We start from the raw sequence: 15,604 nt of genomic DNA on the forward strand, positions 1-15,604 counted from the left end.
ACAGATTCGAGGTTGCTAAAAAACAGCCGTTCGGTAACCGAGCGCGGAGAGTCTAGCTACACAGGACAAGCCACCCAGACCTGCGCCGATGACGATAACATCATATTTGCTCATGATTCCATCCCCTTTGTTAACATTGTTATTTAAATTAACAGTGTTAAATTTGTGAGATTATAACCCACAACATTACGTTTGAGAAGCCCCGGTTTTTGGAGTTATCTATCGGGGCTAGCCATCAATACATTAGAGCTTTAGCTCTTATTACAGCTGCAAAAGTTGAGATAATACAAAAAAAATACAAAATTGTAGCGCTCTCACTTGTCAAATTCCAATGAAGATGCTATTCTGCAAGTGGGATTGTTACTGAAAAGGCAAAACCCGAGTACATTTGTGTACCCGGAGTTTGCCTTTTTTTGATTTTATAACAATGCAGCATTATACAGTCAACCATCCCAAGCATGTGTAAGCGCTTAAAAAAAATGACACCAAAGGAGATCAATTTCATGCAAAGAAGACGTTTCGCCCTTGTTCTACTATCTTTCGTGTTTCTGCTCACGATCGTTTTCCCGTCCTCCAGCTCTGCCGCAGCATCCGATGTACCCGCACCACAGGCTACCCTGCTTACTCAGGTACAGCCTTTGGGTGAAGTCGTTTCTGCCGTTGTACTGAAATACAGCACCAATATTGACGGGGCATCCTTGTCCACTTCCAGCTTTCAGGTTCAATCTGTACTCAATGATGTATACACAGACAGAACCGTGACTGGTGTATATACCAACGATTCTGGAATCATCACCAACCGCAGTACTCATGGCAAATATGTCGTGATCGAACTGGATACGCAGGATAAAAATGCAAGTACCCTTACTTACGATGCAACGAGTGGCGTCAACCGCATCAACACGTTGAATTATTACATTAGTCAAAAGAAAGACATTGCAACTCAAAAGAAAGCAGTCATTCCTGCCACTGCACAGACTGTAAAAGCAACCGATAAAGTTACACCTATCGTGGACGATTTCCAAAAAAACACCTTTGAAAATAAAGACGGCTTCAAGCTGAACTACTTTACGTTTGAGCCTAAAGTAGAGTCTGGCAAAACCTACCCGCTGGTTGTGTTCCTGCACGGAAACGGCGAGCGTGGTGACGGAAACGGAGTGAACCTGCTGGCAAATGCTGGTGCTGTTACTTGGGCTTCTCCTGAGCAGCAAGCCAAACACCCTTCCTTCGTAATCGCTCCACAAAGCCCGATTGACCTGGAACATAAATTCATTTGGGCGGATGAGCCGCGCAACAGCGCTGTAGCCGATCTGGTACGTGAAACGGCGTTAAAATATCCGATCGACACTAACCGAATCTATATCGTTGGTATTTCTCAAGGAGCTATGGGAACGTGGAGATTGTTGGAGAAAAATCTTGATTTGTTCGCCGCAGGTGTGCCGATTGCCGGTTTGACCAACTATGAAAAAGCCGTTAACATGTATGCACCTGTTGATCCTAAACACGTGGAAGTATTGAAAAACGTACCTATTTGGGCCTTCCATGCCGTAGACGACACCTCGGTAAGCCCTAAAAACTCGCAAGAAATGGTAGCTGCCATTCAAGCGGAAAATGGAAATCTCATTCATTTTACTGAATACGAAGCTGGAATTATCAAACCTGTAGGACACTTCTCATGGGTTCCCGCTTTGCAAAATCAGGATATGATTAAGTGGCTGTTTGCACAAAAGAAATAAAATTGTTTTCATATCTCTAAGAATAAAGCGCCAGATAGGTTCGATCCCCTTCTGGCGCTATTTTTCTATTTAAAAAACCTGCCTTCCTGTGTACCTCCATCAGGAGTGCAGGTACCACATCTGTTTTAGCCATGTGTAAATTACTATTCTATTCATTTAGGCTCTTATTGGTAGTCTGTGCCTAAAGACTATTTGTAGAGTAAATATGTACCTTAAGTAATGGAAGAGTTTGTTTCACCCTTTTACGCTTGTGTGTTACATTATAGTTAAGTAACGTCGGAACAAAAATTAGAATTCGAATTTACGTTCACCATTTTTTCATAGTCCTTTATTCCGAACTAAATCAAAGTCCATATCTTCCCGACATGTATTCCATAACAGTTCGTCTGTAAGAAAACTTAATGCATCCATGTTGCGCAATCGTTCAACCAACTCAGTAATCACATCTATGTCTTCACGTTGTACATGCCTTGCAAGAGTGATGCCACCTGTATCGCCGTCCACATATAGATGGGAATGATGTCTTTCCTTTTTTACATGTCGAAGGGTAAGCACACTATTGTCGATCATCATGACGTAACGGTCCTTGATCAGATAGCCCTCGAAAAGCTCATACATATGCGGAAGATCGCAGGGACCAAGAATGAGACTTACTTTTTCAAAATTACTTTTGTTCATTAGAATTAACTCCCTTCACATCTTTTATATTGTCCTCTATGAAAGGTTGTTGAGTTCGGTTCCTAATACATGAGCCTTTCAAGTACAACCTTTGTAGTTATTTTATATCTTTTAAGGATAAACTTCAATAGTTAATATTATTGTATCTAAATTTTTTAATGAGGTGTATGTATGGGAATTACTTTCAAACTTGAAGAATTGCTTCGAGAAATCGGGATTACTAAAAACGCTCTTGCTCGTGAGGCTAAAATCAGACCCAATACGATCTATGAAATGTGTAACAATACATCCAAGAGGATTGAATTCAAAACGTTTAATACAGTGATGGAAACGCTGATTCGTCTTTCTGGTCGTCCGTTAACCCTGCACGATGTTCTCGAATATTTACCTGAAGATGAATTAGAGTAACACTAATTCATCCATAGAATAATCCGCTGCACTTTATATCTCTGCCTTTGGCAGGGATATTTTTAAGTTATTTATAATAATTATTGTAACAATTTCAAATATTTTACTCATAAAAAAGCCTGGAATGTCTAAATTCCAGGCCTTGACCTATTCTATACCATTTATCACACCAGCGGCTCCGTAACTACAGAACCGCCGAGCTTTTCTACAATCAAACGGCTTTCCTCGTTCAGTCCCCGCAGGGTAATCAATTTACCGGATTTCGTGTACTTTTGCAGCACCTTCCCAATGGCGGTTACCGCAGAATGATCCCAAATATGCGATTGGCTGAAATCGACCACCACGCGTTTCGGATCATCCGAAGGTTCAAAATGATCGACAAAATGAGTCGTCGAAGCGAAAAACATCGGACCGCTAACATGGTACACCTTTTCATCGTCGTCCTCTGTCGCGCTGATGCGGATTTTAGCCATTTTCCAGCCAAAATGCAGGGCACTCAGCAGCACACCCACGATAACTCCCTTGGACAAATCATGCGTAGCCACCACAATGACGACCGTTGTAACCATGATAAATGTGTCCGCTTTGGGAACCCTGGCGATATTTCGGAGCGAATTCCAGTCCACTGTCCCGATACACACCATAAACATAACTCCCACCAGTGCGCCCATCGGTACTTCCTTCACAACCCCGCCGAGCACCAACAGCAGAAAGGCCAGAAACACCCCTGCCGTGAAGGTGGACAAACGCCCTCTACCTCCCGAGCTAACATTAATAACGGATTGCCCGATCATGGCACAGCCACCCATACCGCCGAAAAAACCATTGACAAAGTTGGCAAGCCCTTGCCCACGGGCCTCCCGGTTTTTATTGCTTTTTGTTTCGGTCATTTCATCCAAAATACTGGCTGTTAGCAGTGATTCTAGCAGTCCCACCAGCGCCATCGTAAAGGAATACGGCAGCAATATCCACAAGGTATGCAACGACCACTCAATCTGCGGCATATGGAATGAAGGCAGTGAGCTAGTCAGCGTACCGATATCGCCTACGGTTTTAACATTTAACCCAAACGTATACGTGATGATCGTCATGATAATGATTGCCGTCAATGGAGCGGGAATGCTTTTCACAAACTTCGGCAAAATATACACAATGAGCAGCGTACCCGCCACCATCGCGTACATGATCCAATTGGCTCCGTGAAAGTGGGTGAGCTGCGCCATAAAGACGAGGATCGCCAGCGCATTCACAAACCCGGTCATGACCGGCTGCGAAATAAAGCTCATAAAGCGCCCTATTTTCAAAACACCCAGCAGCACCTGAATAATACCTGCCAAAATAGTAGCCGCAAACAGATATTCCACGCCATGATCCTTCACCAAGCCCACCACCAGTACCGCTACAGCGCCAGTTGCTGCCGAGATCATCGCCGGACGTCCGCCTGCAAAAGAAATGACAATTGCCATCGAAATGGAGGCGTACAATCCGACCATCGGATTGACACCGGCAATGATCGAGAAGGCAATCGCCTCCGGGATCAGCGCCAGCGCCACGGTCATACCTGCAAGTATATCAGCCCGGATATTACCGAACCATTGTTGTCTAAGATTCATACAGTCTCGTTCCGGCCTCCTATATTAACGGAGAACAGCGTGTTGACCCGCAGCCCGGTAGTCGTTCCGGGCCTCCGTCCAGCGGCCAATCGCATAGGCTCTCCTATGATTCGGCTCGTTTCTCTCACACGAACCCGTCCGTTACATTCAGTCCATCATTATAACGTAAGGGGTTCGCAGAAACGAGTCAGGTAAGAGGCTGTTTGGAAAAAGAAAACAGGCGTTTCCTTGGAATATCGCCTGTTTCCTTCGTTTGATTCGTTTTCTTATATTTAAAATTTTCGCAATTCCTGTACAAGCTCCATTAGGGAGTCACAGATATCCGCTTCGGAGCTATGCAGGAGCATGCTCTCAAAGTCAGGTAATGCACGCTTCAATAAACGGTAGCTATAATCGTAATAGCTCCAAAAGGCCACCGGATCATAGCCTCGCGCTTCTTCCTCTTCCCACTCCAGTTCATCTTCTTCAGGATCGGTGTCTTCTGGCCACAGATATTTTTCATCCAACAGCATGGCCAGGGATTCAACAGACTTCTGTGAATCAGCTTGTGCATTTTGCATATCCAATGCCTCAATAACTGCATGATAACACTCTAATTCCTCTAGCGTGATATCATTCACTTTTCTCGCATGTATATTTCTTAATAAGAAAAGCAAAGCCCACGGCGTAACCTGCCACAATGTGCCCTGATGCTCAATCAGATTAGCAATGTCATCATATTTTCCGTCCGACATCAATTGCGGCAGCTCGGTCCCCCTGCCATATGGAGTCGTCAGACGGTGCCACGGCACATCGGTGATTTGGAAACTATGAATGGGGATGGTGTTGATCTCATGAGTATCCATGGCTCATCCTTTCCGATGGGTATCTAAAATCTTCCCGATTTAAAAATAGAATACAGTAAAAAGGCAACCATTAAGAGAGCGACGACAAAGCCAATCTCAATCGCAGGTACATTCCACAGCATGTTCGCCTGATGATTCAGTGATGAACCGATAATCAGACCGACCATAATAATGCAGAACGCCAGCAGTACAATGCTGAACGACAGGCGATTGCTGATTTGATCCAGCCTGCGTAGGAGCATTTCCAGCTCCGGCACGGTGACCTCCAGCTTGAGCTTGCCTTTGCTGATAATCGAAGCCAGATGCCTTGCCTGCCCTGGAAGCTCCATCAGCGTCTCGACTAGCTCGGTCGCACCGCCCAGCAGCTTGCCCCGGATACGACGGCCGCTAAAGCGCTCCTTTAACAGCTTGTTGCCAAAAGGCTCCGCCAGAGCAAGAATGCTAAGATCAGGGTCGAGATGCTCAACGACCCCTTCCAGCGTCAGCAGCGACTTACCGAGCAGCAAGACGTCTGAAGGCAGGCCGATCCGGTGCCGCTGTGCTGCGCCGAACAGGTCGTTCAGGGCATTCCCGATGCTGACCTGCGAGAACGGAACGTCCGAGTAATCTTCGCGCATCTTATCCAGATCGGCACGCAGCGCGTTCATATCCGTATCTGGCTCAACTAGCCCCAGCCGTTCGATAGCCCGAACCATGGCATCGGTATTTTTGCGCATCAGCGCGATAATAAGCGAGGACAGATGATTCTTCATCTCTTCACTCAACCGCCCGGTCATGCCGAAGTCCAAATAAGCGAGACTGCCATTTTTAAGGACAAGCAAATTTCCCGGATGAGGATCGGCGTGAAAAAAACCTTCAATAAAGATTTGATGCAGCATACTGTTTACCAGCCGCTGCGCCAGATCCTTCAAATCATATCCACGACGTAATAGCTCTTCGCGATTGCCCAGATGAGTACCATCCAAAAACTCCATGGTTAATACACGTGAGGAGGTATGGTCCCAATATATTTTCGGAATATGGATATGCGAGTCCTGCTCGAACTGGAGCGAGATTTTCTCCGTATTGCGGGCTTCATGGTTGTAATCCAGTTCCTGAATGAGCGATCTGCCCAGCTCCTCCATCATCTGGCTAAGCTGATAGCGTTCCACCCATTCCCAGCGTTTGACCGCCATTGCAGTCAGTTCCCTCAAAATATCCAGATCCCGCCGAATGATGCGGTTCACGCCAGGGCGTTGGATTTTAATGGCGACCAGTTCTCCACTGTGCAGCTTCCCCAGATGCACCTGACCAATGGAAGCAGCAGCCAGCGGAACATCGTCAAAACGGGCCATGATATCCTCCAATGACGTGTCCAGCTCCTGTTCCAAAATGCCACGTGCGGTTTCAGCAGAAAATGGCGGCACCTGATCCTGAAGCTTGACCAGCTCACGGATAATCGGCTCCGGCAACAGGTCTGCGCGCGTGCTTGCCAACTGCCCAAGCTTAATAAACGCAGGCCCAAGATCCTCCAGCACCAGCCGAATCCGTTCGCCCAGCGTTTTGGACTCTGGCGTTTCTCTCATCAGCCACTTACGGGGCAGCGATAATAGCTGGAACAGGCCTATTTCCTCCACCATATAGCCAAAGCCATGACGCGCCAGCGCCATGGCAATTTCCCGGTAACGACCGGCGTGCTTTATACGAACCGCCATTTTAATCCAGTCGGTTCCCTTCTTCAGCATCGCTCGAACCCGTAAGCGCGGCCTTCTCTTTTTCCAGCTCCGCTACCTTTTTTTCCAGGGATGCCACACGTTGCTCCAAACTTGCGACATCAGTTTCGGTAGGTACATCCAGCTCCTGCAAAATGCGGCTAACCTGCTCGCGGATCACCGTTTTGAACTGTCCCTGTTCCTCTGCGCCCCGTTCGATCAGACGATCAACCAGCGCTTTGGATTCCGAGGGTGCAAGTTCTCCCCGGTTCACAAGATCCTCGACGGCTTTTTCCACCTTTTCTTTGCTGACAATGGTGAGGCCCCATCCCAAAGAGATGGCTTTTTTGAACAAATCGCTCATGATATATCCTCCCCTACCTGTGATTTCCTATAGTATAACCCGAAAAGGGGAACCGCATAAAGTCCGCAGCTCCCCTTCCCTAGTTAGAAGACATCAGTTATACTAGCCCGGCAAGCGTCCGGCCCACTTGGCAGCCTGAAGAATCAGCTTACGATACCCTTCATGCTGGAAGCTTGGCTGATTGTGTCCAGGCATCAAATAGACAACCCGACCCAAGCCATAGGACAACGACCATGCTGCTGGGCACCATTGGCCCTCGTATTCGTATTCCATCAACAGTGTTTTTTCAGTAAACGGATCAAAATCAAACCGATACGGCTCCTCCTCGATCTCAAACGGTTCAATCCCTTCCATAATCGGGTGGTCCGGCTCCGTCACCTTGAAGGACAACTGGCCCGCAGCAGGATGCCGCAAAAAACGCGCCCCCATGAGCTGTGCAATTTCATATCGGCCTTGCAACGTAATTCCGTTGTGCAGCACGAGCAGTCCACCCCCGCCACTGACGTAGGACAGCAACCCTGCTGTTTGCTGGGGAGACAGAACCTCCTTGCGGCTATCGCAGTATGAGATGCATAAATCAAATGAGGCCAGGTTTTCCTTGAGCAGCATTTTACGATTCTCGCTGCATTGTACTGTCATCCAATCCTGTAAAATATGGCTAATCTCTCCGTCCACCCCTTGTAGCGGGTGAAACTCCGGATACGTATAATCTCCTAACAACAATGCTTTTCTTCTTTCCATGATGAATCCTCCTTGCCTAATCTGTACATAAGGACTTTAAAGACGATGTCCCGTATCATTTGTTCTTATTTGTGTCGTCTCTGGGCTCAAAAAATTCAAACTAGCCCTCACCCGTTGCGCATAACACCGCCATCATAGCCCGAGCTATGGGATATATAAATAATTCTACAGGCGAGCTATTAAATCCTTTAGCAGAGGATTATAGCATATATATTCGATTGGAATAAACATGTTCAAAAATTTATATGCGTGAACACTGGCGAATTCATCGGTTTATGGTATACTCGTAAGAAAAAAAGCGTGTTCATGTGTTTTCTAAAAAAGGCTGAATCGCTTTTTAGTAAGAAGTTTATGCTTGCGGTTATAGAATTATTAAGCTCTCTTAAAACTTATACATTCTATGAATCTTAAAAACCGGGGAGGTTGCATGAATGAAGAGGACTGGAATGACCCGGCCTTTGGACAGCTTGGGACGAATTGTGCTTCCTAAAGAGTTGCGCATGACGATGGAGATTGACATCGGCGATCCATTAGAGTTTTTTATTGAAGACCAGACACTCATGCTCCGTAAGTACAAATCAACCAATTGCATATTTTGCGGTGCGGTTGATACGAACACTTATTTTAAAGACCAGTTTATTTGCGACGAATGTACAGCAGCGATGAAAACGGAAGATTTGCTTCCGGTCACGGTGGCAGAAACCAACTTGAATCCAATCAAGCAAAATATGCATATGAAAAAGATTTATCAACGTACAGATGTTATTCTGGAAAAAATGAAAGAGCTTATGGAAGAACACCCAGCATCCTCACAAAAACAACTCGCTTCTATGCTAGGCGTGAGTCAGGGAAGGATTTCCCAGTTGAAGAAGCTCATGTGAGCAAACCACTAAAAAAGTAATGAATACGCTTCCATGTTATGTAAGGTTGATTCTTTCCTAAGTTTAAAAAAGTCGGACCCTTGTCAGCAAGGGACCCGGCTTTTTTGGCATACACACGAAGTTGTTCTTTTATCCTGTTAGGAACTACAGTTGCAATGGTTGCCAGATGGCGGATTACTGACCGTATGCCCTGCACTTTTCTACCCAGCGTGCTGCCGCCTTGGGAAGAGAGGCAAGGTGAATATGCGTGTAAGCTGCCAACAGGTTACCCTTCGCATAGCCTTCGCTCTGGAGCCCGCGCATCCCCTTGGTTTGATAGGCATAAGGGTACGGGGAGGCCGATTCATCATAGGCCATCACAGAATAATGAAACTCATGGCCCCGAATGTTCTCACCGGCTTCCAGCAGCAAGCAATCCTGTAATGCAGTTGCTTCCCGATATCCGAGTGCGGCCCGCTTTTCCTGCATTCGCACATCGGACGGGATCACTCCCGCCATGCCATGCACGGCACCGGAACGATCTGTAAGTGTACGTGCCAGCACCATGTAACCACCGCATTCGGCGAATACAGGCATATCCCGGCTCACCGCGTTGCGGATATCTTCCAAGAAGCCCGTATTTGCAGCGATATCTGCGGCAAACTCCTCAGGGAAGCCGCCGCCCAGGTATAGGCCGCTTGCCTGCTCAGGTACGCGTTCTCCCGCCAGCGGACTGAAAAAAGAAAGTTCAGCTCCCGACTGACGCAGCAAATCCAAATTTTCCGGGTAGTAAAAATTGAACGCCGCATCTCTGGCAACGGCAATGACTGGACGTGCCCCGGCGTCGGCTTGCGTCTCCGACGAAAGCCGACCCGGGGCAAATAGCGGCTGCACTGGCAAAGACAACGGCGGAGCCGAGTCCGCCAGTGCCCGCAGCGCGTCCAAATCCGTGCCTGCGCGGATCAGCTCCGCTGCCCGCTGAAAGAGCGGCTCCAGTTCGCCGCGCTCGACAGCCGGGACCAAGCCCAGATGACGCTCGGGAATATCCAGCCCGTCGTCGCGTTGGAGCCAGCCGAGCACAGGGATGCCGCACTCCTGCTCAATCGCCTTTTTGACGATGCCGTAATGCCCTTGGCTTCCGCAGCGGTTCACGATCACACCCGCAATGCGCAGCTTCGGCTCCAGACGCTGGAAACCTAGTACAATAGCGGCCGCGCTTCGTGCCATACTACGTACGTCAACGACCAGCAGCACAGGACTATCCGTCAGCATAGCGATTTCGGCGGTCGACCCGGTGTTGCTGAGCGGGTCCTTGCCGTCATAAAGCCCCATGACGCCTTCAATCACGGAAATATCCGCACCTTCGGAGGCACGGATAAAGGTTTCACGCACCGTATCCGGCGAGGTCATCCATGAATCGAGATTACGTGAAGGCGTTCCGGTCGCGGCGGTGTGATAGGTCGGATCAATATAATCCGGCCCGCACTTAAAACCCTGCACTCGCAAGCCGCCGTCGGCAAAAGCCTTCATCAGCCCGAGGGTGACGGTCGTTTTGCCCGCGCCACTGCCCGTTCCAGCCACGACGATACGGCTTCTCCGCGCGCCAGCGGCCGGATCGGTCCGCACATCCTGCTTATTGCGGTCAGTCATAAGCTACCCGTGCTACGGAAATGGTCATATTACCGCTTTTTTTCTTCTCCAGCAGCCAATGATCTGCACCGGAGGACAAGAGCGCTGAAGGCTCGCTGACACCGTACGCTCCTGTGTACTTGAAGACCGTTTCCGATGGATTGGGAAGCTGCACGGTGTTTAGCTCTGACGGGGTGTACGTCACCAGCTCCCAGCCGTATTTGGCGCAAAGGGCAAGCAAGCCCTCTTCATCCTTTTTCAGATCAATGGTCGCAATATTGCGCACGCTTTTCACAGACAAGCGAAGCTCATTCAAGCTGTCCAGCACGCCAGCCTCCAGCTCCTCCACAGCAGTACCCCGATTACAGCCGATGCCGAGCACCAGACTTTTCGGACGATATAGCACGCCATTAGCCAGAAACCGTTCCTCTTCCTCCGGCTCCAGCAGACGGTCGCTAACGACCAATGCCGCATTGAACGGCTCTTGTGACGCTTTTGCCATCGAAGCATATACCTTGATATGGGCAGGCACAGGCTTGTCATAACGCCACCAGTTCCGTTCGCCTGTCTCTTGCACGAGCGCCACAGGCTCCTCATTCACAACAGCCGCACTCACCGGAGTTGCCTTGTGGAAGCTGTCGACTACCCAACCTAATTCCCGACCGAACATGTCCACCGGAATCGTGCCCTGCACATCCGATGCGGTCGTAATCACCGGGCGCGCGCCGAGTACCGAAGCCACATGACGGGTCAGTTCATTGGCTCCGCCCAAATGCCCCGACAGTACGCTAATGACATGCTCCCCGCGATCATCAATGACGACAACCGCCGGGTCTACCTTTTTATCCACTAGAATCGGCGCAATCATACGAACGACCGCACCGAGAGAAATAAATAAAATAATACCGTTATATTGTTTAAATAAATCCGGCAAAATCAGCTTAACCGAGCCTTCGAACAATTGAATACCGTGCTCCTGCTCGTCGCCCCGCTCAAACTTGGACATGTAATACACATCCGTTCCCGGAAAACTGGCTCCTAAATGACGGACCATCTCCACTCCATGCTTCGTGATCGCCACAGCGGCAAATGGATTACTCACCAGGCTTCACTCCCTTGCGGTAGCCGTGGGTGAACGACTTATCATACAACTTGGAACGATGCGCGTCCTTGTCCACCAGCCCCGGATCGAGCGCCCAACCTGCCAAAATCATCGCATGCATCGTGATTCCCGCTGCGCGCAGATCGGCAGGCAATTGAGCGAGCGTTGTGCGCACAATCTTTTGGTCTGGCCAGGTTGCACGTTGTACAACCGCTACAGGTGTGTCCTCGCTCCAGCCAGCCGCCAGAAACTCGACAACGACCTTCTTCGCCAACGTTGCACTAAGGAACAACGCCACTGTACAGTGATGGGATGCCAAGTCGCGCAGCTTTTCCCGATCCGGTACAGGTGTGCGTCCCTCCGCACGCGTCAGAATGACCGTCTGTGTCAGGTCAGGCACAGTCAGCTCTGCGCCAAGCACGGCAGCAGAAGCGAAGACCGAGCTAACACCGGGCACGATTTCATAAGCGACTCCGCGCTGCTTCAGCAATACCATCTGCTCCAAAATGGCACCGTACACTGCCGGGTCCCCCGTATGTACACGAGCTACACTGCGTCCAGCCTGCACAGCCTCGCTCATAATTTCGACCTGCCGCTCCAGATCCATGCCCGAGCTTTGCAGCACCTGCGCCTCCGGCTTGGCCGTGGCAATCAGTTCGTCGTTCACAAGTGAATCCGTGTACAATACAACATCTGCTGTACGTAAAATCCGGGAGCCCTTGACGGTAATCAGCTCGGGATCGCCGGGCCCCGCTCCTACAATATATACTTTCGGCTCCAAACTCATTTGCTCACCACCATCAGACTCAGATATTCAAGCTCCTGTCCGCGCAGCTCGCGCGCGTTACGCCATACCATTTCATAAGGAGAAGTGACCTTGGTAATAACAGACGCCCGATCCCCCAGATTCAGTTCATCCAGCACATCCAAAATCAGATCCAGCACCTTGGCAACCTTGATGAACACGATCGTATCGTGATTTTCAATCGCCCGCTTCATCGCTTCCTTATCATGGGTAGCCGGAATAATACCGACCTGCTGATCTCCGTCTGCCAAAGGCAACTCCAGTGCCGCCGCTGCTCCCAACACAGAGGAAATGCCCGGAATAGATACAATCGGCACCTCGGGATGAAGCTCCTTCATGAGACGCGCCAAGTGAATAAAGGTACTGTACAGATTCGGGTCCCCCTCGGTGACAAAGGCTACATCCTTGCCTTGACTCAGAGCCTCCCAGCAGGCAACCACCGTTTTGTTCCACTCCCGTTCCAGTACAACCGGGTCCTTGGTCATCGGGAAAATGAGCCCCAGCATCTCTTTTTCCTCTGGGTTTACGTACAGCTCCACGATTTCATGGGCATACGATTTGCCTCCCCGACGTTTCTTCGGATAAGCCACAACTGCGCATTCTTGAAGCATACGATACGCCTTGACCGTAATCAGCTCGGGATCACCCGGCCCCACGCCTACGCCGTAAAGTGTTCCTGTTGCCGCCGTATTCATGCTGTCTCTCCCCCTCTTGATCTACCAAATTACTCCCCTGCTACCTCGTCAGCCGCTTCCACCGACGGCCGCCCCGTAATGACATATATCGGATTCAGTCCGTCAAAACGCGTCATATTCAAAATCGGCTTGCTACGCGCTGTTTGCAGTAACGTCACCGAGGTTTCCAGCCCCGCTTCTTGCATCGCCTTCATGCCGTCATGCAGCGTCTCAATCGTTGCGGCATTCACTACAATTCGTCCATCCGTACGCAGACGGGAAGCGCACAGCCGAATCAGCTCCGCCAGTTCCCCCCCGCTCCCGCCGATAAACACCGCATCCGGGTCTGGCAGCTCTTCCAGTCCGGCAGGCGCTTTGGCGTGAATGACCGGAAAATCGGTGCGGAATTTGATCTTGTTCGCTTCCACATTGGTGAGATCGCCTTCATTCTTCTCAATGGCAAACACTTGCCCGTACTTCGCCAGCCGCGCACACTCCACAGCTACAGAACCAGAGCCTGCGCCAATGTCCCATACGATGCTTCGCTCTGTCAGACGCAGCTCGGACAGGCTGAATACACGCACTTCGCGCTTCGTAATCAGCCCTTTTTCCGGCTTGCGCTGGTGAAATTCCGCGTCCTCAAAGCCAAACCCCCGACGAATCGCAGGTACGTCCGCACCTTTACGGCGGCGCAAAATAACCACGTTCAGTGGTTGGAACTCTCCCCGCGCCATCTCTTCCAGCGTATAATGCCGATACGTCTCATCCGGTCCGCCCAAATGCTCGCCGACAAAGGCATCGTATTCTGTCATGCCGTAATGCAGCAGATAGGCAGCGACTGCGACGGGATGATTCCGGTCGTCCGTCAGCAGCGCGACCTTGTTCTGTCCGTCGATCCGCTGCGCCAGTCCGGTCATCGGACGGCCGTGTACGCTTTCCAGCACCGCATCCTGCCAGCTCTCGCCCAGACGTGCAAATGCCAGCTGAACCGAGCTGAGATGCGGCAAAATATCCAGATGCTCAGCCCCCAGCTTGGCGGATAAATACCCTGCGATGCCAAAAAAAAGCGGATCGCCTGACGCAAGCACGACAATATCCTTGTCCTCACGCAAACGTCCCAATTCTTCCACTACGGCGGAAAAGCCGCTCTTTAATGTTCGTTTTTCCCCTGTGGCTTCCTTGAAAAAGGCCAGTTGCCGCTCTCCGCCAACCAGCACGTCCGCACGCTCGATTCGCTCCAGCGTCTCCTGCGACAGACCTGCCGCTCCATTTTCACCAATACCAATGACACGGATCACTCTACTCACCGACTCTCGCCCTCCCCAGCACATTCCCTTTCATCGTTACCAGTACCATTTCTACGACGATTCCACCACCTGCATGCTCCAAGCAATGCTGACAACCATAGGTGCACAGCTTTTCAAAAAAACTCAGCGCATTCGCCTCGGTCATCATATCCGCCACCTGTGTAGCTGTATTTGCCTCGGCCACCGCCGCTGCAAGCGACTCGTCCACACCCGCTTCACGCGCGACCTCGGCCAAAAAGCCAAAATCCACCGGGGCGCTCTTGGAATGAACCATCATGACACCTTGAGCGACCTTCGACAGCTTGCCGGGCATGCCGACGAGAATAATTTTCTTCATTCCCAGCCGTTTTCCATGCTTGATCGCAAAGCCGACAAAATCGCCCATCTGAATAAAGGCTTCTTCCGTGAGCTGATCATACATTTGCATGGCATATTTTTCACTACTGCCGCCTGTGGTCAGGACAATTTCCTTGCAATCCATGGCTTGCGCAACCGATATGGCCTGCACGACACTGGCTTTATAAGCTGATGTGGAAAATGGAACCACTACACCTCGCGTACCCAGTATGGAAATACCGCCAAGAATACCAAGTCGCCCATTCAGCGTCTTCTTGGCGATTTCTTCACCGTCCGGCACGCTGATGACGACACGGACACCTTTAGCCGATCCATGCTCCTCAAGCACGCCTGTGACAGCCTCGGTAATCATCCGGCGCGGCACAGGATTAATCGCTGCTTCCCCGACAGGCACAGGCAGGCCGGGCTTCGTCACCCGCCCCACACCGATGCCGCCATCGAGTTCAATGCCCGACTCCTCCCGCCAACTGACGGACGCGATAATTCTCGCCTGATGCGTCGCATCCGGGTCATCGCCGCCGTCCTTGATCGTCGTGCAGGAAGCCTCGTCCGCGTTCAGCACAGGCTCGATCAGCTCAAACGCATGATCGAATCCCGCTGGCAGCGATATCACCGCTTCCTTCGACGGAATGCCCGTGATGAGCAGTTGCACTGCTCCCTTGGCAACCGCAGCCGCACAGGCTCCAGTCGTAAAGCCTGACCGCATCGGCTTGTCCGGCGCGGGAGCTTCACCGCTTTTCATCCTTTTGGGCCTGTCGGCGGACGCCGCTTCCTTTTTCATGCCAATTCCTCCT

At 50.4% G+C, this 15,604-nt stretch carries 16 protein-coding genes and 1 pseudogene; 3 read left to right on the forward strand and 14 right to left on the reverse strand.

What is annotated here, in order from left to right:
* Positions 1-18: 18 nt before the first annotated feature.
* Positions 19-114, reverse strand: a pseudogene (locus tag ACIFO6_RS05220) (FAD-binding protein); the annotation flags it as partial.
* A gap of 389 nt (positions 115-503) precedes the next feature.
* On the opposite strand from ACIFO6_RS05220, the gene ACIFO6_RS05225 reads away from it, so the two are divergent.
* Positions 504-1,736, forward strand: coding sequence for a peptidase (locus ACIFO6_RS05225; protein ID WP_430038751.1), 1,233 nt, complete (start codon positions 504-506; stop codon positions 1,734-1,736).
* 318 nt (positions 1,737-2,054) lie between these two features.
* On the opposite strand, the gene ACIFO6_RS05230 is transcribed toward ACIFO6_RS05225, so the two are convergent.
* The gene (locus ACIFO6_RS05230) at positions 2,055-2,414 is read right to left on the reverse strand and encodes a hypothetical protein (protein WP_430038753.1); all 360 of its coding nucleotides are present in this window, start codon (positions 2,412-2,414) and stop codon (positions 2,055-2,057) included.
* Positions 2,415-2,585: 171 nt separating this feature from the next.
* Between ACIFO6_RS05230 and ACIFO6_RS05235 the strand changes: the two genes are divergently transcribed.
* Entirely contained in the window at positions 2,586-2,822 is a 237-nt protein-coding gene (locus ACIFO6_RS05235) for a helix-turn-helix domain-containing protein (RefSeq protein ID WP_430038755.1), read from the forward strand.
* A 164-nt stretch (positions 2,823-2,986) separates the two neighbouring features.
* Here ACIFO6_RS05235 and ACIFO6_RS05240 read toward each other — a convergent pair whose 3' ends face one another.
* The 6 genes from ACIFO6_RS05240 to ACIFO6_RS05265 form a co-directional block, all read right to left on the reverse strand.
* Positions 2,987-4,435, reverse strand: a complete 1,449-nt coding sequence (locus ACIFO6_RS05240) for a SulP family inorganic anion transporter (protein ID WP_430038757.1) — start codon at positions 4,433-4,435, stop codon at positions 2,987-2,989.
* A complete protein-coding gene (locus ACIFO6_RS05245) occupies positions 4,432-4,563 on the reverse strand; it encodes a hypothetical protein (RefSeq protein ID WP_430038759.1) in 132 nt (43 codons plus the stop codon). Before ACIFO6_RS05245 ends, ACIFO6_RS05240 begins: the two co-directional genes overlap by 4 nt.
* A gap of 144 nt (positions 4,564-4,707) precedes the next feature.
* A complete protein-coding gene (locus ACIFO6_RS05250; protein WP_430038761.1) occupies positions 4,708-5,280 on the reverse strand; it encodes a hypothetical protein in 573 nt (190 codons plus the stop codon).
* A 23-nt stretch (positions 5,281-5,303) separates the two neighbouring features.
* The gene (locus ACIFO6_RS05255) at positions 5,304-6,974 is read right to left on the reverse strand and encodes an ABC1 kinase family protein (RefSeq protein WP_430039056.1); all 1,671 of its coding nucleotides are present in this window, start codon (positions 6,972-6,974) and stop codon (positions 5,304-5,306) included.
* A 1-nt stretch (position 6,975) separates the two neighbouring features.
* On the reverse strand, positions 6,976-7,335 hold the full coding sequence (locus ACIFO6_RS05260; protein ID WP_430038763.1) for a phasin family protein: 360 nt from the start codon (positions 7,333-7,335) through the stop codon (positions 6,976-6,978).
* 102 nt (positions 7,336-7,437) lie between these two features.
* Positions 7,438-8,076 (reverse strand): ThuA domain-containing protein, encoded by a 639-nt coding sequence (locus ACIFO6_RS05265; protein WP_137060635.1) that lies wholly within the window; start codon positions 8,074-8,076, stop codon positions 7,438-7,440.
* A 431-nt stretch (positions 8,077-8,507) separates the two neighbouring features.
* Between ACIFO6_RS05265 and ACIFO6_RS05270 the strand changes: the two genes are divergently transcribed.
* Entirely contained in the window at positions 8,508-8,957 is a 450-nt protein-coding gene (locus ACIFO6_RS05270) for an AbrB/MazE/SpoVT family DNA-binding domain-containing protein (protein WP_430038765.1), read from the forward strand.
* A 174-nt stretch (positions 8,958-9,131) separates the two neighbouring features.
* Here the strand turns inward: ACIFO6_RS05270 and ACIFO6_RS05275 are convergent, their stop codons facing one another.
* Genes ACIFO6_RS05275 through ACIFO6_RS05300 form a run of 6 tightly spaced genes read right to left on the reverse strand, consistent with a single transcriptional unit; the run spans position 9,132 to position 15,591 of the window.
* The gene (locus tag ACIFO6_RS05275) at positions 9,132-10,586 is read right to left on the reverse strand and encodes a cobyrinate a,c-diamide synthase (protein ID WP_430038767.1); all 1,455 of its coding nucleotides are present in this window, start codon (positions 10,584-10,586) and stop codon (positions 9,132-9,134) included.
* On the reverse strand, positions 10,579-11,667 hold the full coding sequence (locus ACIFO6_RS05280; protein WP_430038769.1) for a cobalt-precorrin 5A hydrolase: 1,089 nt from the start codon (positions 11,665-11,667) through the stop codon (positions 10,579-10,581). The genes ACIFO6_RS05275 and ACIFO6_RS05280 overlap by 8 nt, the downstream gene beginning before the upstream one ends.
* Positions 11,660-12,454: a precorrin-4 C(11)-methyltransferase gene (gene cobM / locus ACIFO6_RS05285; RefSeq protein WP_134912100.1), complete on the reverse strand. Its 795-nt coding sequence runs from the start codon at positions 12,452-12,454 to the stop codon at positions 11,660-11,662. Before cobM ends, ACIFO6_RS05280 begins: the two co-directional genes overlap by 8 nt.
* The gene (gene cobI, locus ACIFO6_RS05290; RefSeq protein ID WP_430038771.1) at positions 12,451-13,167 is read right to left on the reverse strand and encodes a precorrin-2 C(20)-methyltransferase; all 717 of its coding nucleotides are present in this window, start codon (positions 13,165-13,167) and stop codon (positions 12,451-12,453) included. Before cobI ends, cobM begins: the two co-directional genes overlap by 4 nt.
* A 29-nt stretch (positions 13,168-13,196) precedes the next feature.
* A complete protein-coding gene (cbiE, locus tag ACIFO6_RS05295; protein ID WP_430038773.1) occupies positions 13,197-14,453 on the reverse strand; it encodes a precorrin-6y C5,15-methyltransferase (decarboxylating) subunit CbiE in 1,257 nt (418 codons plus the stop codon).
* Positions 14,446-15,591 (reverse strand): cobalt-precorrin-5B (C(1))-methyltransferase, encoded by a 1,146-nt coding sequence (locus ACIFO6_RS05300; protein ID WP_430038775.1) that lies wholly within the window; start codon positions 15,589-15,591, stop codon positions 14,446-14,448. The genes cbiE and ACIFO6_RS05300 overlap by 8 nt, the downstream gene beginning before the upstream one ends.
* Between the last annotated feature and the right edge of the window lie 13 nt (positions 15,592-15,604).

Source organism: Paenibacillus sp. NRS-1781 (assembly GCF_050467745.1).
GTDB classification, from domain to species: Bacteria; Bacillota; Bacilli; order Paenibacillales; family Paenibacillaceae; genus Paenibacillus; species Paenibacillus terrae_A.

Excerpts from the sequence above, each read along its gene's own strand:
- ACIFO6_RS05225 (WP_430038751.1), top strand. The coding sequence starts at position 504 with ATGCAAAGAAGACGTTTCGCCCTTGTTCTACTATCTTTCGTGTTTCTG.
- ACIFO6_RS05230 (WP_430038753.1), bottom strand. The coding sequence starts at position 2,414 with ATGAACAAAAGTAATTTTGAAAAAGTAAGTCTCATTCTTGGTCCCTGC.
- ACIFO6_RS05235 (WP_430038755.1), top strand. The coding sequence starts at position 2,586 with ATGGGAATTACTTTCAAACTTGAAGAATTGCTTCGAGAAATCGGGATT.
- ACIFO6_RS05240 (WP_430038757.1), bottom strand. The coding sequence starts at position 4,435 with ATGAATCTTAGACAACAATGGTTCGGTAATATCCGGGCTGATATACTT.
- ACIFO6_RS05250 (WP_430038761.1), bottom strand. The coding sequence starts at position 5,280 with ATGGATACTCATGAGATCAACACCATCCCCATTCATAGTTTCCAAATC.
- ACIFO6_RS05255 (WP_430039056.1), bottom strand. The coding sequence starts at position 6,974 with ATGGCGGTTCGTATAAAGCACGCCGGTCGTTACCGGGAAATTGCCATG.
- ACIFO6_RS05260 (WP_430038763.1), bottom strand. The coding sequence starts at position 7,335 with ATGAGCGATTTGTTCAAAAAAGCCATCTCTTTGGGATGGGGCCTCACC.
- ACIFO6_RS05265 (WP_137060635.1), bottom strand. The coding sequence starts at position 8,076 with ATGGAAAGAAGAAAAGCATTGTTGTTAGGAGATTATACGTATCCGGAG.
- ACIFO6_RS05270 (WP_430038765.1), top strand. The coding sequence starts at position 8,508 with ATGAAGAGGACTGGAATGACCCGGCCTTTGGACAGCTTGGGACGAATT.
- ACIFO6_RS05275 (WP_430038767.1), bottom strand. The coding sequence starts at position 10,586 with ATGACTGACCGCAATAAGCAGGATGTGCGGACCGATCCGGCCGCTGGC.
- cobM (WP_134912100.1), bottom strand. The coding sequence starts at position 12,454 with ATGAGTTTGGAGCCGAAAGTATATATTGTAGGAGCGGGGCCCGGCGAT.
- cobI (WP_430038771.1), bottom strand. The coding sequence starts at position 13,167 with ATGAATACGGCGGCAACAGGAACACTTTACGGCGTAGGCGTGGGGCCG.
- ACIFO6_RS05300 (WP_430038775.1), bottom strand. The coding sequence starts at position 15,591 with ATGAAAAAGGAAGCGGCGTCCGCCGACAGGCCCAAAAGGATGAAAAGC.